General features: G+C 59.0%; 24 protein-coding genes. 9 read left to right on the top strand and 15 right to left on the bottom strand.

The features are described 5' to 3' along the window. Positions 1 to 4: 4 nt before the first annotated feature. The 4 genes from lspA to murJ form a co-directional block, all read right to left on the bottom strand. On the bottom strand, positions 5 to 517 hold the full coding sequence (gene lspA / locus ACWKV5_RS22000; RefSeq protein WP_123433514.1) for a signal peptidase II: 513 nt from the start codon (positions 515 to 517) through the stop codon (positions 5 to 7). Then, positions 510 to 3,341: an isoleucine--tRNA ligase gene (ileS, locus tag ACWKV5_RS22005; RefSeq protein WP_483842970.1), complete on the bottom strand. Its 2,832-nt coding sequence runs from the start codon at positions 3,339 to 3,341 to the stop codon at positions 510 to 512. Before ileS ends, lspA begins: the two co-directional genes overlap by 8 nt. Beyond that, positions 3,342 to 4,292, bottom strand: a complete 951-nt coding sequence (gene ribF, locus ACWKV5_RS22010; RefSeq protein ID WP_027924197.1) for a bifunctional riboflavin kinase/FAD synthetase — start codon at positions 4,290 to 4,292, stop codon at positions 3,342 to 3,344. 128 nt (positions 4,293 to 4,420) lie between these two features. Then, positions 4,421 to 5,959, bottom strand: coding sequence for a murein biosynthesis integral membrane protein MurJ (gene murJ, locus ACWKV5_RS22015; protein WP_483842971.1), 1,539 nt, complete (start codon positions 5,957 to 5,959; stop codon positions 4,421 to 4,423). A gap of 252 nt (positions 5,960 to 6,211) precedes the next feature. Between murJ and rpsT the strand changes: the two genes are divergently transcribed. Further along, positions 6,212 to 6,490: a 30S ribosomal protein S20 gene (gene rpsT, locus ACWKV5_RS22020; RefSeq protein ID WP_007942340.1), complete on the top strand. Its 279-nt coding sequence runs from the start codon at positions 6,212 to 6,214 to the stop codon at positions 6,488 to 6,490. A gap of 187 nt (positions 6,491 to 6,677) precedes the next feature. Here rpsT and ACWKV5_RS22025 read toward each other — a convergent pair whose 3' ends face one another. From ACWKV5_RS22025 to rplU, 5 genes are all read right to left on the bottom strand, one after another. Continuing rightward, complete coding sequence (locus ACWKV5_RS22025) at positions 6,678 to 7,142, bottom strand: CreA family protein (protein WP_008022496.1); 465 nt, start codon at positions 7,140 to 7,142, stop codon at positions 6,678 to 6,680. Positions 7,143 to 7,154: 12 nt separating this feature from the next. Next, the gene (gene proB, locus ACWKV5_RS22030; RefSeq protein ID WP_027924199.1) at positions 7,155 to 8,273 is read right to left on the bottom strand and encodes a glutamate 5-kinase; all 1,119 of its coding nucleotides are present in this window, start codon (positions 8,271 to 8,273) and stop codon (positions 7,155 to 7,157) included. A gap of 137 nt (positions 8,274 to 8,410) precedes the next feature. Next, positions 8,411 to 9,634, bottom strand: a complete 1,224-nt coding sequence (cgtA, locus tag ACWKV5_RS22035) for an Obg family GTPase CgtA (RefSeq protein ID WP_027924200.1) — start codon at positions 9,632 to 9,634, stop codon at positions 8,411 to 8,413. 194 nt (positions 9,635 to 9,828) lie between these two features. Further along, complete coding sequence (gene rpmA / locus ACWKV5_RS22040) at positions 9,829 to 10,104, bottom strand: 50S ribosomal protein L27 (protein ID WP_007943982.1); 276 nt, start codon at positions 10,102 to 10,104, stop codon at positions 9,829 to 9,831. Positions 10,105 to 10,138: 34 nt separating this feature from the next. Further along, positions 10,139 to 10,453, bottom strand: coding sequence for a 50S ribosomal protein L21 (gene rplU, locus ACWKV5_RS22045; RefSeq protein WP_003176051.1), 315 nt, complete (start codon positions 10,451 to 10,453; stop codon positions 10,139 to 10,141). 240 nt (positions 10,454 to 10,693) lie between these two features. Here rplU and ACWKV5_RS22050 point away from each other — a divergent pair, with 240 nt between their 5' ends. From ACWKV5_RS22050 to ACWKV5_RS22060, 3 genes are all read left to right on the top strand, one after another. Then, positions 10,694 to 11,662: a polyprenyl synthetase family protein gene (locus ACWKV5_RS22050; protein WP_483842972.1), complete on the top strand. Its 969-nt coding sequence runs from the start codon at positions 10,694 to 10,696 to the stop codon at positions 11,660 to 11,662. Between the two features lie 119 nt (positions 11,663 to 11,781). Beyond that, positions 11,782 to 12,123 (top strand): zinc ribbon domain-containing protein YjdM, encoded by a 342-nt coding sequence (locus ACWKV5_RS22055; RefSeq protein ID WP_046028563.1) that lies wholly within the window; start codon positions 11,782 to 11,784, stop codon positions 12,121 to 12,123. Positions 12,124 to 12,329: 206 nt separating this feature from the next. Continuing rightward, the gene (locus ACWKV5_RS22060) at positions 12,330 to 12,587 is read left to right on the top strand and encodes a PA4570 family protein (RefSeq protein ID WP_461953161.1); all 258 of its coding nucleotides are present in this window, start codon (positions 12,330 to 12,332) and stop codon (positions 12,585 to 12,587) included. A 113-nt stretch (positions 12,588 to 12,700) separates the two neighbouring features. Here the strand turns inward: ACWKV5_RS22060 and bamJ are convergent, their stop codons facing one another. From bamJ to ACWKV5_RS22075, 3 genes are all read right to left on the bottom strand, one after another. Continuing rightward, positions 12,701 to 13,318: a BamJ family beta-barrel-assembly machinery protein gene (gene bamJ, locus ACWKV5_RS22065; protein WP_483842973.1), complete on the bottom strand. Its 618-nt coding sequence runs from the start codon at positions 13,316 to 13,318 to the stop codon at positions 12,701 to 12,703. A gap of 121 nt (positions 13,319 to 13,439) precedes the next feature. Then, positions 13,440 to 13,751 (bottom strand): DUF6482 family protein, encoded by a 312-nt coding sequence (locus ACWKV5_RS22070; RefSeq protein ID WP_483842974.1) that lies wholly within the window; start codon positions 13,749 to 13,751, stop codon positions 13,440 to 13,442. A 211-nt stretch (positions 13,752 to 13,962) separates the two neighbouring features. Then, positions 13,963 to 14,451: a TIGR00645 family protein gene (locus ACWKV5_RS22075; RefSeq protein ID WP_027924206.1), complete on the bottom strand. Its 489-nt coding sequence runs from the start codon at positions 14,449 to 14,451 to the stop codon at positions 13,963 to 13,965. Between the two features lie 170 nt (positions 14,452 to 14,621). Between ACWKV5_RS22075 and ACWKV5_RS22080 the strand changes: the two genes are divergently transcribed. Next, positions 14,622 to 16,451 carry a hypothetical protein gene (locus ACWKV5_RS22080; RefSeq protein ID WP_483842975.1) on the top strand — a complete coding sequence of 610 codons (1,830 nt, stop codon included), beginning with the start codon at positions 14,622 to 14,624 and terminating at the stop codon, positions 16,449 to 16,451. A 4-nt stretch (positions 16,452 to 16,455) separates the two neighbouring features. Here the strand turns inward: ACWKV5_RS22080 and ACWKV5_RS22085 are convergent, their stop codons facing one another. After that, the gene (locus ACWKV5_RS22085; RefSeq protein ID WP_027924208.1) at positions 16,456 to 16,785 is read right to left on the bottom strand and encodes a PA4575 family protein; all 330 of its coding nucleotides are present in this window, start codon (positions 16,783 to 16,785) and stop codon (positions 16,456 to 16,458) included. A gap of 307 nt (positions 16,786 to 17,092) precedes the next feature. Beyond that, the gene (locus ACWKV5_RS22090; protein ID WP_483842976.1) at positions 17,093 to 19,531 is read right to left on the bottom strand and encodes a Lon protease family protein; all 2,439 of its coding nucleotides are present in this window, start codon (positions 19,529 to 19,531) and stop codon (positions 17,093 to 17,095) included. A 280-nt stretch (positions 19,532 to 19,811) separates the two neighbouring features. Between ACWKV5_RS22090 and ACWKV5_RS22095 the strand changes: the two genes are divergently transcribed. From ACWKV5_RS22095 to ACWKV5_RS22110, 4 genes are all read left to right on the top strand, one after another. After that, positions 19,812 to 20,300, top strand: coding sequence for a DUF3015 domain-containing protein (locus ACWKV5_RS22095; protein WP_123433504.1), 489 nt, complete (start codon positions 19,812 to 19,814; stop codon positions 20,298 to 20,300). A 92-nt stretch (positions 20,301 to 20,392) separates the two neighbouring features. Beyond that, complete coding sequence (locus ACWKV5_RS22100) at positions 20,393 to 22,246, top strand: Lnb N-terminal periplasmic domain-containing protein (RefSeq protein ID WP_483842977.1); 1,854 nt, start codon at positions 20,393 to 20,395, stop codon at positions 22,244 to 22,246. Positions 22,247 to 22,398: 152 nt separating this feature from the next. After that, complete coding sequence (locus tag ACWKV5_RS22105; RefSeq protein WP_483842978.1) at positions 22,399 to 22,755, top strand: hypothetical protein; 357 nt, start codon at positions 22,399 to 22,401, stop codon at positions 22,753 to 22,755. 70 nt (positions 22,756 to 22,825) lie between these two features. Then, a complete protein-coding gene (locus ACWKV5_RS22110; RefSeq protein ID WP_483842979.1) occupies positions 22,826 to 23,320 on the top strand; it encodes a GreA/GreB family elongation factor in 495 nt (164 codons plus the stop codon). A gap of 188 nt (positions 23,321 to 23,508) precedes the next feature. Here ACWKV5_RS22110 and ettA read toward each other — a convergent pair whose 3' ends face one another. Beyond that, a complete protein-coding gene (ettA, locus tag ACWKV5_RS22115) occupies positions 23,509 to 25,173 on the bottom strand; it encodes an energy-dependent translational throttle protein EttA (RefSeq protein WP_123433500.1) in 1,665 nt (554 codons plus the stop codon). Between the last annotated feature and the right edge of the window lie 159 nt (positions 25,174 to 25,332).

A 25,332-nucleotide genomic window follows, 5' to 3' on the forward strand; every position in this document is an offset into this window, starting at 1 on the left:
CTGTTCAGTCATGAACGGCTTCTCCGGTCTTCTTACTTTTGAACATATCCAGTGCCAGCATCACCGCACCGACAGTAATTGCGCTGTCGGCAAAGTTGAACGCCGGGAAATACCAGCGGTTCTGCCAATGCACCAGAATGAAATCGATCACATGGCCCAACGCGATGCGGTCATACAAATTGCCCAGCGCGCCGCCCAGCACGAGTGCCAGGGCGACGGCCAGCCAGGTTTCGTTGCGCCCAAGACGCTTGAGCCACACCACCAGCACCGCACTGACCACCACGGCAATCAGTGCGAACAGCCAGCGCTGCCAGCCGGAGCTGTCAGCCAGGAAGCTGAACGCCGCGCCGGTGTTGTAGGCCAGGGTCCAGCTGAACAAATCGGGGATCACCACGATTTGCTGATACATCTGGAGCTTGCCTTCAAAGTAGAACTTGCTGGCCTGGTCGATGACCAGGACCAGCAAACTCAACCAGAGCCAGCTCAGCCGTCCGAAACGGCCAACGGCATTAGGCATAGTGACGAACCTCACCAGCGCCGCTGATGTTGTCGACGCAACGACCGCAGATTTCCGGATGCTCCGGGTTCACGCCGACGTCTTCACGGCAGTGCCAGCAACGGGCGCACTTGGCGTGGCTGGACTTGACCACTTGCAGCTTCAAGCCGCTGACTTCGGTGACCACGGCATCAGCCGGTGCCTGCACGAACGGCGCGACGGTTGCGGTGGAAGTGATCAGGACGAAGCGCAGTTCGTTGCTCAGCTTGGCCAGGTCGGCGCTCAACGCTTCTTCGGCGAACAGCGTCACTTCGGCTTGCAGGTTGCCACCGACGGCCTTGGCCGCGCGCTGGATTTCCATTTCCTTGTTGACGGCTACTTTGACGGCCATGATCCGCTCCCAGTAGGCGCGGTCCAGCTCGACGCCTTCCGGCAGCTCGGTCAAACCTTCGTACCAGGTGTTGAGCATCACCGACTCGTTACGCTCGCCCGGCAGGTATTCCCACAGTTCGTCAGCAGTGAAGGCGAGGATCGGCGCGATCCAGCGCACCAGCGCTTCGGAGATGTGATACAGCGCGGTTTGCGCCGAGCGGCGGGCCTTGCTGTTGGCGCCAGTGGTGTACTGACGGTCCTTGATGATGTCGAGGTAGAAACCGCCCAGCTCCTGCACGCAGAAGTTGTGGATCTTGGAGTAGACGTTCCAGAAGCGGTATTCGCCGTAATGCTCTTGCAGCTCGCGTTGCAGCAGCAAGGTGCGGTCCACGGCCCAACGGTCCAGCGCGAGCATTTCTTCGGCCGGCAGGATGTCGGTGGCCGGGTTGAAGCCGGTCAGGTTCGAGAGCAGGAAGCGCGCGGTGTTACGGATACGCCGGTAGGCGTCCGCACTGCGTTGCAGGATCTGCTCGGAAACCGCCATTTCACCCGAGTAATCGGTGGAAGCCACCCACAGGCGCATGATGTCGGCGCCCAGAGTGTCGTTGACCTTTTGCGGCGCGATCACGTTGCCCAGCGATTTGGACATTTTGCGGCCGGACTCATCGACGGTGAAACCGTGGGTCAGCAGTTCGCGGTACGGCGCGTGGTTGTCGATGGCGCAACCGGTCAGCAGCGACGAGTGGAACCAGCCACGGTGTTGGTCCGAGCCTTCCAGGTACAGGTCGGCGCGTGGACCGGTTTCGTGGCCCATCGGGTGCGAACCACGAAGGACGTGCCAGTGCGTGGTGCCCGAATCGAACCAGACATCCAGGGTGTCGCTGATCTTGTCGTACTGCGGCGCTTCGTCACCGAGCAGTTCGGCGGCGTCCATCTTGAACCAGGCTTCGATGCCTTCGACTTCGACGCGCTTGGCGACTTCTTCCATCAGCTCGGCAGTGCGTGGGTGCAGTTCGCCGCTTTCCTTGTTCAGGAAGAACGGGATCGGCACGCCCCAGTTGCGCTGACGGGAGATGCACCAGTCCGGACGGTTGGCGATCATCGAGTGCAGGCGCGCCTGGCCCCAGGCCGGAACGAACTTGGTGTCTTCGATGGCTTTGATCGCCCGCTTGCGCAGGGTCTCGCCGGTCGCAGGCTCTTTGTCCATGCCGATGAACCACTGCGCGGTGGCGCGGTAGATCAACGGGGTCTTGTGACGCCAGCAGTGCATGTAGCTGTGTTCGATGATGGTGGTGTGCAGCAGCGCACCGACTTCAGTCAGTTTGTCGACGATGGCCGGGTTGGCTTTCCAGATGAACTGGCCGCCGAAAAACTCCAGCGAGGTCGCGTAAACACCGTTGCTTTGCACTGGATTGAGGATGTCGTCGTTGACCATGCCGTACTTCTTGCAGGTCACGAAGTCGTCCACGCCGTAGGCCGGTGCGGAGTGAACCACGCCAGTGCCAGCGCCCAGTTCAACGTACTCGGCCAGGTAAACCGGCGACAGGCGATCGTAGAACGGGTGACGGAAATTGATCAGTTCCAGCTCTTTACCGGTGGTGGTCGCAATGACCGAACCTTCCAGGCTGTAACGGGCCAGGCAAGACTCGACCAGCTCTTCAGCCAGTACCAGCAGTTTGTCGCCGACGTCGACCAGGGCGTAGTTGAATTCCGGGTGAACGTTCAATGCCTGGTTGGCCGGGATGGTCCACGGGGTGGTGGTCCAGATCACGATCGAAGCAGGCTTGGCCAGCGACGGCAGACCGAATGCGGCAGCCAGTTTGGCTTCGTCGGCAATCGGGAACGCTACGTCGATGGTCGAGGACTTCTTGTTCTCGTATTCGACTTCCGCTTCAGCCAAAGCCGAACCGCAGTCGAAGCACCAGTTCACAGGCTTGAGGCCCTTGAACACGAAGCCGCCCTTGACGATTTCCGCCAGGGCACGGATTTCACCGGCTTCGTTCTTGAAGTCCATGGTCTTGTACGGGTTGGCGAAGTCGCCCAACACGCCCAGACGGATGAATTCGGATTTTTGCCCTTCGATCTGCTCGGTGGCGTAGGCACGGCACAGTTCGCGGGTCTTGTCCGCGCCCAGGTTCTTGCCGTGGGTCACTTCGACTTTGTGCTCGATCGGCAGGCCGTGGCAGTCCCAGCCCGGAACATAAGGCGCGTCGAAACCCGACAGGGTCTTCGAGCGGATGATCATGTCCTTGAGAATCTTGTTCAACGCATGACCGATGTGAATCGTGCCGTTGGCGTACGGAGGACCGTCGTGCAGGACGAACTTCGGACGATCCTTGCCAATCTCGCGCAACTTACCGTACAGGCCAATGCTGTCCCAGCGCTGCAGAATCTGCGGTTCGCGCTGAGGCAGGCCGGCCTTCATTGGGAAGGCGGTGTCCGGAAGGTTTAGCGTGGCTTTATAGTCGGTCATTTAAGGCTCTTCATTAGCGATTGGCGCTAGGTGCGACAGGGCACGGGCGGCGGCGACATCCGCATTGATCGCCGTCTTAAGCGCCTCCAGAGAGGCGAAACGCTGCTCTTCACGCAGCTTGTGGTGGAAGACCACCGTCAAACGCCGGTCATACAGATCGCCGGCAAAATCTAAAAGATGCACTTCGAGGTGGGCTTTGCCATCACCTTGGACCGTTGGCCGCACGCCGATATTGGCGACGCCTGGCCAGGTCTTGCCGTCGATGTCGACGTTGACCAGGTAAACCCCGGTCAGCGGCACGCGACGGCGCTTGAGTTGTATGTTGGCCGTGGGCGTACCCAACTGCCGCGCCAGCTTCTGGCCATGCAGCACCCGCCCGGTAATCTGGAACGGCCGCCCGAGCAATCGCTCGGCCAGGACAAAATCGGCAGCGGCCAGGGCATTGCGGACCTGGGTGCTGCTGACGCGAATACCGTCCAGCTCTACGGTTTGCGCAGCTTCCACGGTAAAGCCCTGAACGATGCCGGCCTGTTGCAGGAAATCGAAATCGCCGACGCGGTCACAGCCGAAGCGGAAGTCGTCACCGACTTCGAGGTGCTGCACGCCAAGGCCGTCAACCAGAATGGTATCGACAAATTCGCTGGCGCTGAGCTTGCTCAACCGCTGGTTGAAGGCCAGGCACAGGACGCGGTCGACCCCTTCGTCGGCCAGCAGCTGCAGTTTGTCCCGCAGCCGGGCCAGACGGGCCGGCGCCGTGTCCGGGGCGAAGAATTCTCGCGGCTGCGGCTCAAAAATCACCACGCAGCTAGGCACGCCCAACTCGAGCGCACGTTCACGCAGCCTCGCCAGGATAGCCTGGTGGCCACGGTGAACACCGTCAAAGTTGCCAATAGTGGCGACACAGCCCCGATGCTGGGGGCGCAGATTTTGGAGGCCTCGAACCAGCTGCATAACGCGCTTCTTGCTCATAAAGTGGTCGATTATAACCACACCCGGCGGCCGACGACAGGCAACACCGTAACCAAAGTGATCGAGCCGACAAAACCACCGGCTCGCCCGTGTTTATCAAGGCTGCAACCTCAGCTCAATGCCTTGCGATTGAAGTCGCGCAAACGGAAGCCCATCAGCAGCAACATCCCGAAGTAAGCGACGATACCGGCGCCGATCAAAGCACCCAGGCGCAGGAACCGCTCCAGCATATGCCCTTGATCCCATGCCGGCATGAAGTGCATCCCCACCAGCAATACGGCGGACATCACCAGCACGGCGATAACGAGCTTGGCACCGAACTTCGCCCAGCCCGGCTGCGGCTGGTACATCTGCTGCTTGCGCAGTTGATAGAACAACAGCCCGGCGTTGATGCAGGCACCGGCACTGATGGCCAAGGCCAGGCCGGCGTGGGCCAAAGGACCGATGAGCATCAGGTTGAACAACTGAGTCACCACCAGGGTGAAAATTGCGATTTTCACCGGGGTGCGGATGTTTTGTTGCGCATAAAAGCCCGGCGCCAGCACTTTGATCACGATAATCCCAAGCAAACCGACGGAATAAGCGATCAGAGCGCGCTGGGTCATCGACGCATCAAAGGCACTGAACTGGCCGTACTGGAACAGCGAAACGGTCAGCGGCTCAGCCAGAATCCCCAGCGCCAGCGAACACGGCAACACCAGGACGAAGCACAGGCGCAGGCCCCAGTCGAGGATGCGCGAATATTCGTGACGGTCCTTGCTGGCGTAGGTTTTGGCCAGGGTCGGCAACAGAATCGTGCCCAGCGCCACGCCCAATACGCCGGACGGCAATTCCATCAAGCGGTCGGCGTAGTACATCCAGGACACCGAACCGGCCACCAGGAAGGACGCGAAAATGGTGTTGATGATCAGGGAAATCTGGCTGACCGATACGCCGAGAATCGCAGGCAGCATCTGCTTCATGACCCGCCACACACCGCTGTCGCGCAGGTTCAGGCGCGGCAACACCAGCATGCCGATCTTTTTCAGGTGCGGCAGCTGATAAAGCAATTGCGCCAGGCCACCCACCAGGACCGCCCACCCCAACGCCATGACCGGCGGATCGAAGTACGGCGTCAGGAACACCGAAAAGACGATCATGCTGACGTTGAGCAGGGTCGGCACGAAGGCCGGCACCGAGAAACGGTTGTAGGTATTGAGGATCGCACCGGCCAGGGACGACAGGGAAATCAGCAATATGTAGGGAAAGGTTACCCGCAACAGGCTGGAGGTCAGCTCGAATTTTTCCGGCGTATCGGTAAAACCCGGCGCAGTCGCCCAGATCACCCAGGGCGCTGCAATCATCCCCAACGCAGTGACCAGCGCCAGCACCAGTGTCAGCAGGCCTGAGACATAGGCAATGAATGTTCGCGTCGCCTCCTCGCCTTTCTGGCTTTTGTATTCGGCCAGAATCGGCACGAAGGCCTGGGAAAATGCCCCCTCGGCGAAGATTCGCCGCAACAGATTGGGCAATTTGAAGGCGATAAAGAAGGCGTCCGTCGCCATCCCGGCACCAAATGTACGTGCGATCAGCGTGTCACGAACAAACCCCAAAACCCGGGAAATCATCGTGATAGAGCTGACGGCGGCCAACGATTTGAGCAGATTCATTGAAAGAGTTTGTGCCTGTCGATAAACAGCAGGCGAACAAAGCGCCTACTTATGCGATACTCCGCGCCGCAGCAGCACAGAGCCAAAGCTCGCGAGTTTACAGGTCAAGCGCCGGAAATAAATATCCCGCCTCTTTATACCTACCACTTAGCGGAACGTCTCAACCGCCCTTGACAAGACATCAACTCATCGGCATGATTCGCGGCCTATTTTGTTTGCTATTTCCTAAAAAGTCTTTCGAGGAGCTCGACGGTGGCCAACACACCTTCCGCCAAAAAACGTGCAAAACAGGCTGAGAAGCGTCGCAGCCACAACGCCAGCCTGCGTTCCATGGTTCGTACCTACATCAAGAATGTAGTTAAAGCCATCGACGCAAAAGACGCTGCTAAAGCTCAAGCTGCTTACGTTCTGGCCGTGCCAGTTATCGACCGTATGGCCGATAAAGGCATCATCCACAAGAACAAGGCTGCTCGTCATAAGAGCCGCCTGAACGGTCACGTCAAGGCTCTGAACCTTGCTGTAGCCGCATAAGCGATAAGCTTGTTAAAAAACCGACCTCAGGGTCGGTTTTTTATTGCCTGCGATTTGGCAAAGACAGCGCGCAAAAAAATGTGGGAGCGAGCCTGCTCGCAAAGACGTCGTCACATTCAACATCATCGTTGACTGTTACAACGCTTTCGCGAGCAGGCTCGCTTCCACAGTTTGGATCTTCGCCTGATTACTGAGCGTGCGCCCACGGCAGGATCGGAATCGCCGTCACCGCATTCTGCGGGCTACCCTCAATCAAGCGATCGCTGTAGACCAGGTACACCAGCGTATTGCGCTTCTTGTCGAGGAAGCGCACCACCTGCATGGTCTTGAATACCAGCGACGTGCGCTCCTTGAACACCTCATCACCATCCTTCAGCTCACCCTTGAAACTGATGGGGCCGACCTGACGACAAGCGATAGAGGCTTCGGCGCGATCTTCCGCCAGACCCAAACCACCCTTCACACCGCCCGTCTTGGCGCGCGACAGGTAGCACGTCACGCCGTCGACCTTAGGATCATCAAACGCCTCGACGACGATGCGGTCGTTCGGCCCGACGAATTTGAACACCGTCGACACCTGGCCAATTTCCTCAGCCGAAGCCAGCAGCGGCATCGCCAGCAGCAGACCCAACAATCCTTTTGCCACACGCATTCAAATATTCCTTCAGACCAGAATCAGGTTATCGCGGTGAACCAGTTCCGGCTCAGCCATGTAACCCAACAGACCGACAATCGCCTCAGACGACTGACCGATGATTTTTTGCGCTTCCAGCGCGCTGTAGTTGGCCAGGCCACGAGCGATCTCGCGACCATCCGGCGCCACGCACACCACCATTTCGCCGCGACGGAAGCTGCCCTGCACCAGCTTGACACCCACCGGCAGCAAACTTTTATGATCCTGGGCCAGCGCTTTCACCGCACCACCGTCCAGCACCAGCGTGCCACGGGTTTGCAAATGCCCGGCCAGCCATTGCTTGCGCGCCGCCAGCATGCCGCGCTCAGGCGAGAGCAAGGTGCCGATGCGCTCACCCGCCTTCAGGCGATCCAGCACGCGCTCAATGCGCCCACCGACGATGATGGTGTGTGCCCCGGAACGAGCAGCCAGACGCGCCGCACGCAATTTGGTCTGCATACCGCCACGCCCCAGCGCACCACCCGTACCGCCCGCCACCGCATCCAGCGCCGGATCATCAGCGCGCGCTTCGTAAATCAGGTTGGCATCGGGGTTGTTGCGCGGGTCCGCGTCGAACATGCCATCGCGATCCGTGAGGATCACCAGCAAATCAGCTTCGACCAGGTTGGCCACCAGCGCCGCCAGGGTGTCGTTGTCGCCGAAACGGATTTCGTCAGTCACCACGGTGTCGTTTTCGTTGATCACCGGGATCACTTTCAGCTCAACCAGAGCGCGCAAGGTACTGCGGGCGTTCAGGTAGCGCTTGCGATCGGACAAGTCATCGTGCGTCAGGAGAATCTGCGCGGTGTGCCGGCCATGCTCGGCAAAGCTCGACTCCCAGGCCTGCACCAGGCCCATCTGACCGATGGCGGCGGCGGCCTGCAACTCATGCATCGCACTGGGTCGTACGGTCCAGCCCAAGCGGCTCATGCCCGCGGCCACAGCCCCGGAAGACACCAACACCAACTCGACGCCAGCTTCATGCAAAGCCACCATCTGCTCGACCCAGACACCCATTGCCGCGCGATCCAGGCCCTTGCCGTCCGCCGTCAGCAAAGCGCTGCCGATCTTCACGACCCAACGCTGCGCACCTGTCACCTTGCTCCGCATCATCTTCAACCTTAGCTTGAGGACAGCGCGACCTGGCACTGCCCGTGACGTTAATCGTGGCTACTACTGACCAACGATCGATTTCCAGATACTAAAACGCCGCTCGATTGAGCGGCGCTTAAGTTTACTGCAACGAATCAGTCACGCACGTAAATGATTTCCGGACCGTCTTCGTCATCCACATCTTCTTCGTCCCAATCATCGTCGCCGATGTCATGGACCGACTTCACGCCGCTACGGCGCAGGGCACGCTGGTCATCCAGGGCCTGCAGCTGAGCACGGGCTTCGTCTTCGATGCGCTGATCGAGTTCTGCCAGCTCTTCCTTGTAGGCCGGGTCGGCAGCCAGGCGATCGGCACGGTCTTCCATGTAACGCATGATGTCGTGACACAGACGCTCGGTACCGAGCTTGGAGATGGCCGAGATCACGTAGACCGGACCGGTCCATTCCAGGCGATCAACGATTTCCTTGACGCGAGCATCGTGCTCTTCTTCAAGGATCTGGTCGCACTTGTTCAGTACCAACCAACGATCACGCTCAGCCAGGGACGGGCTGAACTTGGTCAGCTCGCTGACGATTACTTCAGCGGCATCCGGTGCGCTGGTGTCATCCAGTGGCGCCATGTCCACGAGGTGCAACAGCAAACGGGTACGCGACAAGTGCTTGAGGAAGCGAATCCCCAGGCCTGCACCATCGGAAGCACCTTCGATCAGACCCGGAATGTCCGCGACCACGAAGCTCTTCCAGCGATCGACGCTGACCACACCCAGGTTCGGCACCAAGGTGGTGAACGGGTAGTCGGCGACTTTCGGCTTGGCGGCCGATACCGAGCGAATGAAGGTACTTTTACCGGCGTTCGGCAAGCCCAGCAGACCGACGTCTGCCAGCACTTTCATTTCCAGCTTGAGGTCACGCGCCTCACCCGGCTTACCCGGAGTGGTCTGACGCGGAGCACGGTTGGTACTGGATTTGAAACGGGTGTTACCCAGACCGTGCCAGCCGCCGTGAGCCACCAGCAGCTTCTGGCCGGCCTTGGTCAGGTCGCCGATCACTTCTTGAGTGGCCGCATCGATGACGGTGGTGCCAACCGGTACGCGCAGCACCAGTTCTTCACCTTTCTTGCCGGTGCAGTCGGTGCTGCCGCCGTTCGAACCGCGCTCGGCATCGAAGTGACGGGTGTAACGGTAGTCGACCAGGGTGTTGAGGTTTTCGTCGGCGATCATGTAGACCGAGCCGCCATCACCACCGTCACCGCCGTTCGGGCCGCCGTTTTCAATGAATTTCTCGCGACGGAAGCTCATGCAACCGTTGCCGCCGTCGCCGGCCTTTACTCGAATCGATACTTCATCAACAAACTTCATAACAAAACGCCTCTCGCCATACGGACGAGCCGAAAAAATCTAGACATAAGACTCTTGCAAAAATGAGCGCAGCGACCTCAATCAACGACCGCAAAAACCTGCGCTGGAGCCCATCACAAACAGCTTTGCAAGAGACTCACCCCACAAACGAAAAAGCCCCGTCGCAAGACAGGGCTTTTCCAGCAACCACGTAATTATGCCGCGACGACGTCAGTCTTCGGGACAATGCTTACGTAACGGCGATTGAAAGCGCCTTTTACTTCAAACTTGATCACGCCGTCGATTTTAGCGAACAGAGTGTGATCTTTACCCATGCCAACACCGTAACCGGCGTGGAATTGGGTGCCGCGCTGACGCACGATGATGTTGCCCGGAATGATAACCTGGCCGCCATACATCTTCACGCCAAGGCGTTTGGCTTCTGAGTCGCGACCGTTACGGGTACTACCACCAGCTTTTTTGTGTGCCATGAGTCAATTCTCCTAGTGAGGAATTAGGCTGAAATTAAGCCTGAATACCGGTGATTTTGATCTCGGTGTACCACTGGCGGTGGCCCATACGCTTCATGTGGTGCTTACGACGACGGAACTTGATGATGCGGACTTTATCGTGACGACCTTGGGAGATCACTTCAGCCACAACGGTAGCGCCAGCAACAACTGGAGCGCCGATGTTCACGTCATCGCCATTGGCGACCAACAGAACGCGATCAAAAGTAACGGATTCGCCGGTAGCGATTTCCAGTTTTTCGATCTTCAGGTATTCACCTGGGGCGACCTTGTATTGCTTGCCACCAGTAACAATTACTGCGTACGACATGGTATTTCTCCGATAATCCTGCTCACCCAGCTCTTTATAAGAAGAGGTATTGGCTGGCATGGCTGCATAGGGCTGGAAGGCCGGTTTGCAATTGCGTAAGGCAGGTGCTGCCCAGGAAGTTCAGGGTGCGCGATTGTACGCAAGCTGCCGGAGCGATGCAAGTGGCCGTCCATCGCGCCTTGACACTCGCCGACGTGGGTCCTAGCATGCCGCGCAACCCTTCTGGAGCAACTGTCGCTGATGCAACCCCAAGCTTTCTACCGCGCGGTGGCGGACGATTTTAGCGCCGTCGACGGCATCATCAAGAAGCAGCTGACTTCCCGAGTGCCGCTGGTATCGAAAATCGGCGATTACATTACCTCGGCTGGCGGTAAACGCCTGCGTCCTTTATTAGTGCTGCTGTGTGGCAAGGCGCTGGGCCGCGAAGGCGACGACCTGCGTCTGCTGGCCGCGACCATCGAGTTCCTGCACACCGCCACCCTGCTGCACGACGACGTGGTCGACATGTCCGGCATGCGCCGTGGCCGCTCGACCGCCAACGCCATGTGGGGCAACGCCCCGAGCGTACTGGTCGGCGACTTCCTGTATTCGCGTTCCTTCGAAATGATGGTCGAACTGGGCTCCATGCCGGTGATGAAGATCCTTTCGCAAGCGACCCGCATCATCGCCGAAGGCGAAGTGTTGCAGCTGTCGAAGGTCCGTGACGCCAGCACCACCGAAGAAACCTACATGGAAGTCATCCGCGGCAAGACCGCGATGCTCTTCGAGGCTTCGACCCACAGTGCTGCCGCGCTCTGCGAAGCCACGGCGGAACAGGCCGAAGCCCTGCGCACCTTTGGCGACCACCTGGGCGTGGCCTTCCAACTGGTCGACGACCTGCTGGATTACAAAGGCGACGCGGAAACCCTGGGCAAGAACGTCGGCGACGACCTGGCCGAAGGCAAGCCGACCCTGCCGTTGATCTACACCATGCGCGAAGGCACGCAGGAACAGGCAGCCCTGGTGCGCAAGGCGATCCAGAAAGGCGGCATCGAGGATCTGGAAAGCATTCGCGAAGCGGTAGAAGCCTCCGGTTCGCTGGAATACACCGCGAAACTGGCCCGTGATTACGTGGCCCGCGCGATCAAGTGCCTCGACGCACTGCCTGCCAGTGAATATCGCGACGCACTGGTTGAGTTGAGTGAGTTTGCGGTAGCCCGCACTCACTAACTGCGCCGCAATTCCCTGTGGGAGGGCCTCTCCCACAGGTTTATCAGCATCAAGCACTCTCCCGCCTAAAACCCTATATAATGTGCGCTTTTTAGCGGTCCTGAATCCAAGGAGCTTTAGTGAGCACGTTGCCACCCTGCCCAAAATGCAATTCCGAATACACCTATGAAGACGGCGCACAGCTGATCTGCCCCGAGTGCGCGCACGAATGGTCCGCCAGCGGCGAAGCCGATGTGGCGTCCGATGACACCGTGAAAAAGGATTCGGTCGGCAATGTCCTGCAGGACGGCGATACCATCACCGTGATCAAGGACCTCAAGGTCAAGGGCACGTCGCTGGTGGTCAAGGTCGGCACCAAGGTCAAGAACATCCGCCTGTGCGATGGCGACCACGACATCGATTGCAAGATCGACGGCATCGGCCCGATGAAGCTCAAGTCCGAGTTCGTCAGAAAAGTCTGAATCCGCTGTATTCCATCCTGCGCCATGCGTGGGATGGTGCTTCGCCCTCCCCCGTTTCAACCCGCCTGCACGCGCAATAGCCAAACGCCAGCCGAATTGACCTTACGCAACCTTTACCCGGAAAAAAGCACAAACCGCCAATAGGTCCTTGCTATTTGATGAATAAGAATTATTCTCATTGAAACCCAAATCAATGGAGATGAGACATGACTTATTTGATCGATGCCTGGCTGGACCGGCCACACCCTTACCTCAGGATCCTGCATCGGGAAACCGGGGAAGTCTGTGCGGTGCTTGAAGAAGAAGCCTTGAACGAGCTGCAGGATCAGGGGGATCTGGACGTCAACGGCCTGAGTTCCAGCGAGCCGGTGGTGCTCAAGGAACTGGTGCGTAATCTGTTTCTGTTCTGTTATGCCCGGGCGTTGCGCCCGTCGAGTGAACTGCACCACAAGATCGAAATATGAAGATCACTGTAAAAAACTGTGGGAGCGAGCCTGCTCGCGAAAGCGGTCTGACATTCAACATTGAAGCTGACTGACATTTCGTCTTCGCGAGCAGGCTCCCTCCCACATGGGTATTACAGAACGTCGAGCAGCTCGACGTCGAATACCAGTACGCTGTGCGGCGGAATGCCGCCAACGCCTTGAGCGCCGTAAGCCAGTTCGCTCGGCACGTACAGACGCCATTTGCTGCCGGCATTCATCAGTTGCAGGGCTTCGGTCCAGCCAGCGATCACGCCACCAACCGGGAATTCTGCAGGCTGGCCGCGCTCGTAGGAGCTGTCGAACACAGTGCCGTCGATCAGGGTGCCGTGGTAGTGAGTACGCACTTGATCTTCACGGGTCGGCTTGGCGCCTTCACCAGCAGTCAGCACTTCGAATTGCAGGCCGGAAGCCAGGGTGGTGATGCCTTCACGCTTGGCGTTTTCAGCCAGGAAAGCCAGGCCTTCGCCAGCAGCCGCTTCAGCTTTGGCAGCTGCTTCGGCTTGCATGATTTCGCGAATCACCTTGAAGCTCGCGGACATTTCTTCCTGGCCAACACGGCTTTCCTTGCCCGCGAAGGCATCGGTCAGACCGGCCAGGATCGCGTCCAGGCTAACGCCCGGTGGCGGGTTGTCGCGCAGTTGGTCGCCCAGCTGACGGCCAATACCGTAGCTGACGCGGGTTTCGTCGGTGGACAGATTTACTTCGGACATGACACTGCTCCGCTGTGCGGACGGCCCAGGAACTTGCCGTGCGTGCACAGCGCGTCCCGGAGCGCCCGGAACCAAAAGGGCCAGCAGACTAGCACAGATGACATCGTCCTGATGAGGGCTGTCAGTGATGCCAGGAGGAGCGGAAGGCGATCGGCACCTTCAGGCTTTCCCCGACGCTGGCACCCAGCCCGCACATCTCATCATGAACCAAGGCGTGAACAAGGTTGAAGGGTAAGGAAGGAAAGTCATGCAACACTTGACGAGCATGCTCGACCGAGCGCACGTGGAACATATGGTCGTGGGCATCGCCCAAGGGATACGCGGCACCATGCATGCGCGCCTCCAGCAGATAGATTCCGCCTTCCATGGAGATCAGGTTCAACTCATCGACTTTCCCTGCGATGGCATAAGCGCGTAGTTCAACAAGGTTCATGAAGGCACCTCATACAATGGCCAGCCAAGACTACTTACAGGGATAGGCCCCGGCGCATCAAAGTACAAGCCAGCAACGCCACCGCCCGTCCGGTTCAACCTAATCCCCCTTGTGGAAGCGTGGCTTGCCCGCGATGGCATCACCGCGGTTTACCGTCAGACCGCGGTGATGCCATCGCGAGCGAGCTTGCTCCTACAGGGGTTCGTTCGAATCAGTGCTTGGTCAGCTTGTCCAGATAACCCATGGCGAAGGCCGACACGACGAACGTCATGTGGATGATCACGTACCACTTCAAATGCTCGGGATCGACGTTCTTGGCGTCCATGAAGATCCGCAGCAGATGGATCGAGGAAATCGCCACGATGGAAGCGGCCACTTTCATCTTCAGGGAAGAAGAATCCATGGTGCCCAGCCAGTTGAGCTTTTCCTTATGGTCATCGATGTCCAGCTCGGAGACGAAGTTCTCGTAACCGGAAATCATCACCATCACCAGCAAACCGCCCACCAGCGCCATGTCGATCAGCGACAGCAGCACCAGGATCAAGTCCGATTCCGCCATCGAGAACACGTTGGGAATAACGTGGAAAACCTCCTGGAAGAACTTCAGCGCCAGCGCCAACAGCCCAAGCGACAATCCGAAGTAGATCGGCGCCAGCAACCAGCGGGAGGCGTACATTGCGTTTTCGATAAAGCGTTCCATTGAATCTCACACAGGGGTTGAAAATGGCCGCGAGTATATCAGCCACCTGTCGCTATCCAGAAGCTGCCAGAAACCATCGGGAAATCCGCCACCTGCGCGTGTGTCACAAAGTTTTTCTGCTAGTGTCCAGACTATTGACCTCCCAGCGACATCGGACAGGAAGACTGGAAATGGATGTGCGATTGCCTTTAACGAGTGTCGGCATTTGCCTGACGTTGCTGATGAGCGGCTGCTCGCCCGGCGAGGACAAGCATCAGGTCAGCCTCGAGGAAAAAACCGCGCAGTTCGAACAATCGCTGGATCAGATCCAGGACCCGAAACTCAAGGACGCCGTGTCCGAGCTCGGCGGCTCACTGCTGTTGCTCGAACGTGCGCAACTCAAGCTCGACAGCAAACCGGTGGAAACCGAATACGGCGAAGACGCCCTCGCCGTGCTCAAGCACTACCCGACGCCCCAGGCCCTGGTGGACACCTACATCAATGGCCTGTTCGTGCTGCACAAGGATTCCAGCTCCGATTACCTGACCGACCTGCAACCGGTATTCCCCTTCAACTTCAATATTCCGGCGGCATTCCTTTTCCCCCATGGACTGGAATGGCAATCGGTGACGCTGAGCAATAAACGCGTCATCCCCTTCCAGCCCGAATGGTCGGAAACCGATCCCGGCATTCAGCTCAGCCCGTCGAGTTCCAACCTGACCAACCCCGACGACCTGACGGTGACCTACCCGTTCATCGACGGCCTGGATGTCGACAAGAAGAACCAGCCGCAACCGGTGAGCCTGCAAGGCAAAGTCGAAGTGATTGCGCCTCGCCGGCTCTACAGCTTCGACCTGCGCAAAAAGGACGTTGGCCAGACCCGCACCAACGACAACCTCAGCGTCACCCTGCTGAAGCTTGGAAAGAACTACGCCGAAATCGAGTACACCAACAGTGCACCAGAGGCCCCAGAGGTCGGTGAAACCCCGTTGAACCCATTGATCGTCCAGGCCAAGGACGGCACCGGGCAATTTCTCTCGCGTTCCGGTTCGATCAACGAGACGGCCACGCAAATTGCTTTCTACCAAAAACAACTGGCGAAAATGCAGCAACAGAAAACCTGGAGCGAGGCGTTCGAACAACAGCTCAATCACGAACAGCGCACGTTCGAACAGCAGCAGGGTCAGCATTATTCCAAGGTGTATTTCAACGGGCCGATCGAGACCCTTGAAGTCAGTCTGCTGGATTTCTCGACCGCTACCGTCACACGCAAGGACTTGAACTTGCCGGTACGCCGCTTCGACCCACACACCACGGAAAAAACCGTCCAGCCGCTGACCTTGCCGGTGGTGGTGTATGACGATCAGACGCCAAACTGGCTCAAGGGCGCGACACTGAGTGAGGAGCAGCTGAAAAAAAGCATCAACGTCAATCAGTCGGTGGAAGACCCGAGCGCCGCGCGCATCGAATTCGATCACCCCAGAAGCTTCAACGACGAGTTGCTCGGCACGTCATTCAGCCCCGGCAATAGCCCGGTCAGTTTCTTTACCGCGGACAGTAACGGTAAACGCGATGAGCCGATCGAATTGCCACCGGAGGCCTATCAGGTCGACCCTCTGCGGGGCACGATCACCTATGACCTGAACCTGTTTCCGCAAACGCCGGCGTTCGCCGTGGGCTCCATGCCGTTGTTCCTGGCCACGGTCGACAAGCAAACGCTCAACGCACAGAAATTGCCCAAGGGTCTTGAGCTCAAAGGCAACGCGCTGGTGGTGGATGCAAAACTGTTTCCTGCACAGGACTGGCGATTTTTTGCCAGGGACGACAGCGGGAACTACCTGAAAGAGATTCTTGCGGTCACCCATGATGCAAGCGCCGAAGGCCCGGCGTTATTTGACGTGCACTACTTCTATGGCCAGCCCACACGTCTGGAAACCTATCAGCGAACCGACCTCGCCACTGTGCAATATGGTTTCGAGGTCAAACTGGCCAAGGCTGATCTGAGCCAGCTCGATCAATAACCCATCAGTGCTCGAAGCCACCCAGATTGCGGCAACGGCCGCCGTTGATTTCCCGCAGCTGGGCTTGCAGGTGCAGGCACCAGATTTGTGGATCATCGGCCAGTTCGTAACCGTGCAGCGTCAGGCTTTCAACGATGGTGTCGAGGATTGATTCGGCCACAAAAGGGCCATGAAACGGGCCTTGTGCCTTGATGGCTGAAGGTTGTTCGCCAGCCATTCCGGCGGCGAAGAGCAAGGTCCACATGCCCGTATCTCCCGCCAAAGGACGGATGGCGCACTCGATACGGGTCACTAGGCCCAGGCATTGACGGGTGAGACAGAGGTTGCGCGACATGGCGGCGACCCTCGGTAGATCCGGTATTCAGCCCCCGTGGGAAGGCTGTTTCGATCCTGTGATGACTGTCGATATCCTTGAACCAGAGAATAGAAGAAAAGTCTGCCCAGCACGTCAGGCGAGACCAGAAGGCGCCGAATGGTCATAGTGTGAATATTGACGTCAGAGTGATGGCACTTTTTCTTCGGTTCACACATAAAAATGTGGGAGCGAGCCTGCTCGCGAAAGCCGTGTGCCAGGCGACAATGATGTCAACTGACACTCCCCCTTCAAGAGCAAGCCCGCTCCCACATTAGACCGAGAGTCCTTAGGCCGGCTTGGCCTCCACCAACGCTTCCTGCGCCGCTTCTTTCTCGGCTTCCTTGAGGTCTTCCTCACTGATCATTTCCGCGATCACCCGCAGGCGCTCCACCACCCGCGCATTGACGCTGCCTTCAGGGAATTCGCCATTCTCATCCGGCGCACCCGCCGGCTCGCCGACCAACAGGCTCAGCGCCTCGTCCGCCTGACGCACCGCGTACACATGGAACTGCCCCGCGCGCACGGCAGCCAGCACCTTCTCGTCGAGCATCAAAGTGGCAACGTTCGCCTGCGGAATGATCGCCCCCTGTTTGCCGGTCAGCCCGCGCGCTTCGCAGAGGCGGAAGAAACCTTCGATCTTCTCGTTGACCCCGCCCACTGCCTGTACTTCGCCGAACTGGTTGATCGAACCGGTGATCGCAAAGCACTGCTTGAGCGGTGTTTTCGACAAGGCTGAAATCAGCGTACAAGCCTCACCCAGCGACGCACTGTCGCCATCGACGTAACCGTAGGATTGCTCCAGGGCGATGCTCGCGGAAATCGCCAGCGGGAACTCCTGGGCGTAGCGACTGCCCAGATACCCGGTGAGGATCATCACGCCTTTGGAGTGAATCGGCTGCCCGAGGTTGACCTCGCGCTCGATGTCGACAATGCCGCTGCCGCCCGGGTACACCGTGGCGGAAATCCGCGCCGGCACACCAAAGGCCGAATCGCCGACTTCCAGCACCGTCAGACCGTTGCACTTGCCGACGGCGGCACCATCGGTGTCGATCAGGATGATCCCGGCCAGCATGTCATCAAGAATCCGCGCCGAGACACGCCCGGTGCGGGTGGCCTTGGCCTTGAGCGCACGCTCGATGTGCCCGGCGTCGGTCATCTCGTCGCCCGCCAGGTGGCGAATGAAATCCGCCTCGCTGACCAGTTGGAACAGATCGCCGATGCGCGCCGACAAACGCCCCTGGTGTTCAGCCAGACGTGCGCTGTACGTCGCCAGACGTGCGACGGCATCTGCCGTCAGCGGCGCCATGCCTTCTTCGGAGGTGCGGGTTTTGAGCAACTGGGCGAACTGCTCCAGGCTCTCGTCGACCATCGGGATGTCTTCATCGAAGTCCACCAGGACGCGAAACATCTCCTGGAAGTCCGGATCGAGGTCTTGCAGCGTGTAATACAGCTGACGGGCACCGATGATGATGACTTTGACCGCCAACGGAATGTGTTGCGGCGTCAGGGTCACCGTGGCCAGTCGGCCCAGCTCACCCAACGGTGATTCCATCTTCAGCTTGCGCGACTGCAGGGCGCGCTTGAGCGCATCCCAGACGAACGGCTCGCTGAGCATTTTTTCCGCTTCAAGAATCAGGAAACCGCCGTTGGCCCGGTGCAAGGCGCCCGGTCGCAGTTGCCGGTAGGTCGTGTACAGCGCGCCCTGATCGGTGCTGTATTCAATGCGGCCGAACAGGTTTTCGTACGTCGGGTGCGGCTCGAACACCACCGGCGCACCGCCGCTGGCCGAGTGCCCGACCACCAGGCTCGGCGCGTATTGCTCTTCCAGCAGCTTGCGGGCAATGGCGTCGGTCTTGCTGTCGTCGACCAGTTGCTCGACCACGGTCTTCAACAGGTAAACCTGCATCGCTTGCAGGTAGCCGCACACGGCTGCGTTCTCGGCGTACTTCTCCGACAACGGCGACAACAACGGCTGCAAGGCCAGGGTGATGGTTTCTTCGTTGAGGTGGCGCAGTTGATTGCTCGACTCACGCTTCCATTGCGGCAGGCTGGCGAGTTCCTCGTTCAGACGCTCTTCCAGGCCGGAGATGTCTTCGTGAAAACGCTCGCGATCGGCTTCCGGCAACTGGGCGAATTCCGCCTCATCCAGTGCCTTGCCTTCGCTCATCGGGGTAAACGCGATGTTGCTGGCGTCGCGATACAGGGCGACTTCTTTCTCCAGGGCCAGGCGCTCGATGACGTCCAGCGCCTTGTCGTAGCGCTGATTGAAGGCGCGGTCGATGGCGCTTTTCTTCTGCTGGTAGGACGGGTGTTCGAACACCGCAGGAAAGGTCGACAACAGGTTATCGATCAAGCCGTTGATGTCGCCGATGAAGGCACCGGCGGTGCCCGACGGCAATTCCAGTGCGCGAGGCTCGCGCGGTTCATCGAAATTGTTGACGTAGACCCAGTCCGCCGGGGTCTGCAGGCGCTTGCCTTCGGCTTTCAGATAGCGTTTGACGAACGAGAACCGGCCGGTGCCAGGCTCACCCATGACAAACACGTTGTAACCGGGGCGTGGCATGGCCACACCGAACTGCAAGGCTTCGACCGCACGTTCCTGGCCAAGCACACCGCGGAAGGGCTCCAGATCATTGGTGGTAGAGAAGCTGAACTGTTCAGCGGAAAACGGACGGGTCAGCGCTTCAGGCGCTAGACGCAAGCTGGCAGCAACAGGATCAGGCATCGGGCTTCCTTACATCAGGCGGGGCAGATAGCGGCATTCTGGCGCTGCCCATACCCCACTTGCAAGGCGCGCCTCCAGCCAAAGCATAGACAAGCTGCCATCTCCCAGTGGGCCGGGGCTAAATCAATGATTTCGGCGAATGTTTTGCAAAAAATCACGGAACCCCGTGATCGTGCCTAAACTCCAAACTGCGCGGCTGGACTAATAACCGGCCCAACTGGCGCCGACACGGGCCAAAACACCCCTTGTTCATCGGTATGCACACAAAGAGAACATAGCTATGAAACGGATTCTTCTCGGTACTCTTTTCACCGTTGTATCCCTCAACGCCATGGCGCAAGCCCCAGGCGGGCCGGATTGCGGTTGGGGCAACATGCTGTTCGAAGGTCAGCGTGGCACCCCGGCTCACTTCATGGCCTCCACCACCAACGGCACCTCCGGCAATGCAACCTTCGGTATGACCTCCGGTACCAACGGCTGCGCAACGAATGCGTCGCTGACCTATGGCGGCAAATCCTGGTTTGCCATGAATGGCATGATGAACGAGCTGTCCGAAGACATGGCCAAAGGTCAGGGCGAAGCGCTGACCACTTACGCCGTGGTCCTGGGCGTGGCGCCGGAAGACCGTGCGCATTTCGCCGCCGTCACTCACGAGCACTTCCAGCAAATCTTCAGCAAGGCTGACGTGACCGCTGAAGACGTGCATACCAATACCCTGGCCGTTCTGAAGAGCGATCCGCGTCTGGCCAAGTACGCCACTCAAGCTTAAGCTCGAAGCACCCGCTCCTTTCGGGGAGCGGATTTATTTTTTGGCCCGCCCCTTCTTTGGGTCTTTGTTTTTTTCGACTTAAGTTGCCCACTATGCTCAAACGCCTTGCCTGGCTGGCGCTCTGTGTCTGCGCCCCGCTATCCGCCGCGCCGCACATCGACCCTCAACGTTTGCAGCAACTGGCCAATGACCCCTTCTGGATTTCCCTGGGCCACTACGAAACCGCCAAGCTCGGTGGCTGGCGCAGCTATGTCAGCGACAAGAAATTCTTCCTCGCGCCCGACGGCAATGAACACCCCGACCATGAGTTGGCCGCTACCGTGCAAGCGTTGTACGCCCCGGCCAGCGCCGGCGAACACCACGCTCAATGTGTTTACCCGGCCCGTACCCGCTGGCTGAAAGCGAAGATCAATTTGACCGATCTGCCGACACTGAACTGCAGCGAATTCAAGCAATGGTTCAAGGACGTCTCGCCCCACAGTGCGGTGATGATTTTCCCGGCGGCGTATTTGAACAGTCCGTCTTCGATGTTTGGCCACACCTTGCTGCGCATCGACCAGGCCGATGTACAGAGCGACCACACGGCCCTGCTCAGTTACGCGATCAACTTCGGCGCGTATATCGAAGGTTCGGACAACAGCATTCTCTACGCCTGGAAAGGCTTGATGGGCGGCTATCCGGGGCTGTTCGCGCTGGTGCCCTATCAGGAAAAACTCTCGGAATACCGCAGCCTCGAAAACCGTGACTTGTGGGAATACCGGCTGAACCTGACCCAGGAAGAAACCGCACGCATGGTCGAGCACGTCTGGGAGCTGAAACAGATCAAGTTCGACTATTTCTTCTTCGACGAAAACTGCTCCTACCGCCTGCTGGAATTGCTGCAAGTGGCGCGCCCGAGCCTGCGGCTGACCGAGCAATTCCCGTTGACTGCGATTCCGACCGACACCGTCAAAGCCGTGAAAGAAGCCGGTCTGGTGGAATCCATTGAATATCGCCCGTCCCGTGAACGTGAGTTGTTGAGTCGCGCCGAACCGCTGAACCCTGAAGAACAGCAATGGGTGCTGAAAGTCAGCGCCGATCAGAAACAATTGCAGGAACCCGCGTTCAAGGCGCAACCCAAGGATCGCCAGGCGCTGATCATCGACGCGGCCTATCGCCTGGAACGCTACCGCGCCAATGGCCAGGAACGTGACCCGGCGCGGGCTCAGCGCAGTTTCGAACTGTTGCGGGCGATCAATCAGAACCCGGCGCCGGAGCTGGACATTCCGCAACCCGGCCTGCCCGAGGATGGCCATGAATCCCGTACCTGGCAGGCCGGCATCGGCACCCGCGGAGACAAGGCGTTTGGCGAGTACGGCCTGCGCATGGCCTATCACGATCTCAACGACAACGCCGAGAGCTTCCCGCTCGGCGCCCAGATTGAAATCCTGCAAATGAAATTGCGCCAGTACGAAGGCAATCACTGGCAATTCCAGCAGCTGGATCTGGCGACGATTCGCTCCCTGACCCCGCGCAACGAGCTGCTGCAGCCGCTGTCGTGGCAGGTGACGGGTGGCCTGGAACGGGTACCGGGCAAGCATGACGACGAAACCCTGGTCAGCCACGTCAATGGCGGTGGCGGCGGCACCTGGCAATTGGGTGAGGACATGCTCGGTTTTGCGCTGGGCACGGTGCGTATCGAGCACAACAATGACTTCGCCGAATTCATCGCCCCGGCGGCGGGCTTCAACACCGGCGTGCTGTGGAAAAACCCGCTGGGTAACTTCAGCCTGGAGACCAAGGGCGACTTCTTCACCAATGGCGAAGTGCGCCGCAACATCAGCCTGAATCAACAATGGGAGCTGTCGCGCAACCTGGGCCTGCGCCTGAGCGCCCAGCGCGACTTCAGCCACCTCGCCACCCCCGAGAACGAAGTGATGCTTGAAGTGAAGTGGTATCACTACTGACCTGACACACCACCGCTCCCACATTGGATTTGTGGTGCTCAAGAAATCTCAGTCGCAGGCTCCGACAGATTCATCACAGGCCTTTCACACACGCCTCACGAATCCACTTCTAGACTTCCCTTATAGGCCGTTGCACGGCCCGGGAGTTTGAGATGTGGCGGTGTGTGGCGTTTGTGGGTGTATTGATGTTGATTTCGGGTTGCCAGACAACCCACGAAGAATTGATCTCCAAAGGTTATCCACCGGCATTCGCCGACGGCTTCGATGACGGTTGCAGCAGTGGCCGGCAAGCTGCCGGGGCGATGAGTGGCGAGTTTCGCAAAAACGTCCCGCGCTATCTCAAGGACAAGCAGTACGCCGAAGGCTGGAGTGATGGCTTTCGTCAGTGTCAGGCCATGCTCGAAAACCAGGATCGCGCCGACTATCGCAGCCACCATTGGGACGACCGGGACAAAGCCTGGCAGCAACAGAAAGATCAGGACGCCGCCCGTGCCTATCACTCGCCATGAGTCGTTTGCAGACATCCGCCGAAACTAAAAGCCTGCAACCATGGCCCAAACCCTATAACGGGAGAAGACCATGAGCCGGGCATTCGTCAACGAAGATAACGCCGCCGAGCAAGCCGACCAGCCAGTTGAACGGCAGGTCAGCACGCAACCCAACTACGTCACGCCAGCGGGGCTTGCGCAGTTGCAGGCGAAAGTCGCCGAGGTGCAAAACCTGATCAATGAACAGAGCGCGAAAGGTGAACTGGCCGACAAACAGCGCCAGGCCGACCTTGAGCGTGACTGGCGGTATTTCAATCAACGCCTGCAAAGCGCTCAACTGGTCGTACCGGCCTCCTCGACCCACAAGGTACAGATTGGCGCCTGGGTGACCTTTGCCGACGAACAGGGCAGCGAGCAGCGTGTGCAGTTGGTGGGCGAGGATCAGGCGGATGCCGCCAGCGGGTTGATCAATTGGGGCTCGCCGTTGGGGCGGGCGTTGTTGGGTGCGCAGGTGGGGGATGAGGTGGTGTGGAAGCGGCCGGTGGGGGATTTGGTGATTGAGGTTTTGAGCATAGAGATTGGGTGAGCTTCAGGCCGCCTTCGCGAGCAGGCTCGCTCCCACAGAGGATTTGGGTTGGCTGCATATTTGAAGTCCACCGAAGATCAATTGTGGGAGCGAGCCTGCTCGCGAAGGCCGCGCCGCGGACTACCTGAATGCCCCCCATAAAAAAACGGAGCCGCGAAGGCTCCGTTTTTCATGCAACCAACCTGATATCAGGCCAGTTTCTTGTGCCGTACACGATGCGGCTGGGTAGCCGCTTCGCCGAGACGCTTGCGGCGGTCGGCTTCGTATTCGGTGTAGTTACCTTCGAAGAACACCGCTTGCGAGTCGTCTTCGTACGCCAGGATGTGCGTCGCGACGCGGTCAAGGAACCACCGATCGTGAGAGATCACAATGGCGGCGCCCGGGAAGTCCAGCAGGGCTTCTTCCAGGGAACGCAGGGTTTCAACGTCGAGGTCGTTGGACGGTTCGTCGAGCAGCAGGACGTTGCCGCCCTCCTTCAGGGTCAGGGCCAGGTGCAAACGACCGCGCTCACCACCGGACAGGTCCTTGACGAACTTCTGCTGATCGCCGCCCTTGAAGTTGAAACGACCGACGTAGGTACGCGACGGAATCTCATAGTTACCAATGCGGATCTGGTCCGAACCGTCGGAGATCTGCTGGAACACGGTCTTGCTGCCGTCCAGGTCTTCGCGGCTCTGATCGACGCACGCCAGTTGCACGGTTTCGCCGACTTCGATGCTGCCCGAATCCGGTTGTTCCTTGCCCATCAGCATGCGGAACAAGGTCGATTTACCGGCACCGTTACCGCCGATTACGCCAACGATCGCGCCTTTAGGCATGGAGAACGACAGGTTGTCGATCAACACGCGATCGCCGTAGCCCTTGCTGACGTTCTTGAATTCGATGACCTTGTCGCCCAGGCGCGGACCGGCCGGGATGTAGATCTCGTTGGTTTCGCTGCGCTTCTGGAATTCCTGCGATTGCATTTCTTCGAAGCGTTGCAGACGTGCCTTGGATTTGGACTGGCGGGCCTTGGCGCCTTTGCGCACCCATTCCAGTTCTTCCTTCATGGCTTTTTCGTGAGCCGATTGCTGCTTGGATTCGGCGGCCAGACGATCGGACTTGGCTTCGAGCCAGCCCGAATAGTTGCCCTCGTACGGAATACCGGCGCCGCGGTCGAGTTCCAGAATCCAGCCGGCAACGTTGTCCAGGAAGTAACGGTCGTGCGTGATCGCGACCACAGTGCCCGGGAAGTCGTGCAGGAAGTGCTCCAGCCAGGCGACGGAATCGGCGTCCAGGTGGTTGGTCGGTTCGTCGAGCAGCAGCATGTCAGGGGCGGACAGCAGCAGGCGGCACAGGGCCACACGACGCTTTTCACCACCGGACAGGAATTCGACCTTGGCATCCCACGCCGGCAGGCGCAGCGCATCGGCGGCGACTTCCAGCTGGCGATCCAGGTTGTGACCGTCGCTGGCTTGCAGGATGGCTTCGAGCTTGGCCTGTTCTGCCGCCAGTTTGTCGAAGTCGGCATCTTCTTCAGCGTAAGCCGCGTAGACCTCGTCCAGGCGCGCCTGGGCGTTCTTGATCACGCTGACCGCTTCCTCGACCACTTCACGCACGGTCTTGGTCGGATCCAGGATCGGTTCCTGCGGCAGGTAGCCGATGTTCAGCTCCGGCATCGGACGGGCTTCGCCCTCGAACTCGGTGTCGACGCCGGCCATGATTTTCAGCAGCGTGGATTTACCCGAACCGTTGAGGCCGAGCACGCCGATCTTGGCGCCAGGGAAGAACGACAGAGAAATGTTTTTCAGGATTTCCCGCTTCGGCGGAACAACTTTGCCCAGCCGATGCATGGTGAAGACGTATTGAGCCATGGAGAACCTTGGGTCAGTGACAGATGAATGATTGGAGCGCAGGCGAGGCCTGGCCAGACTGTGCGCGTCGTCCGATTGATGGCTATCAATACGTGCACGCTGAAAAAGTCTGATTCTAGGAGCTGGAACGCTCCCGCGTAACCGGCAAAGCTACCTGAA

The sequence above is a fragment of the Pseudomonas oplopanacis genome (assembly GCF_057128725.1).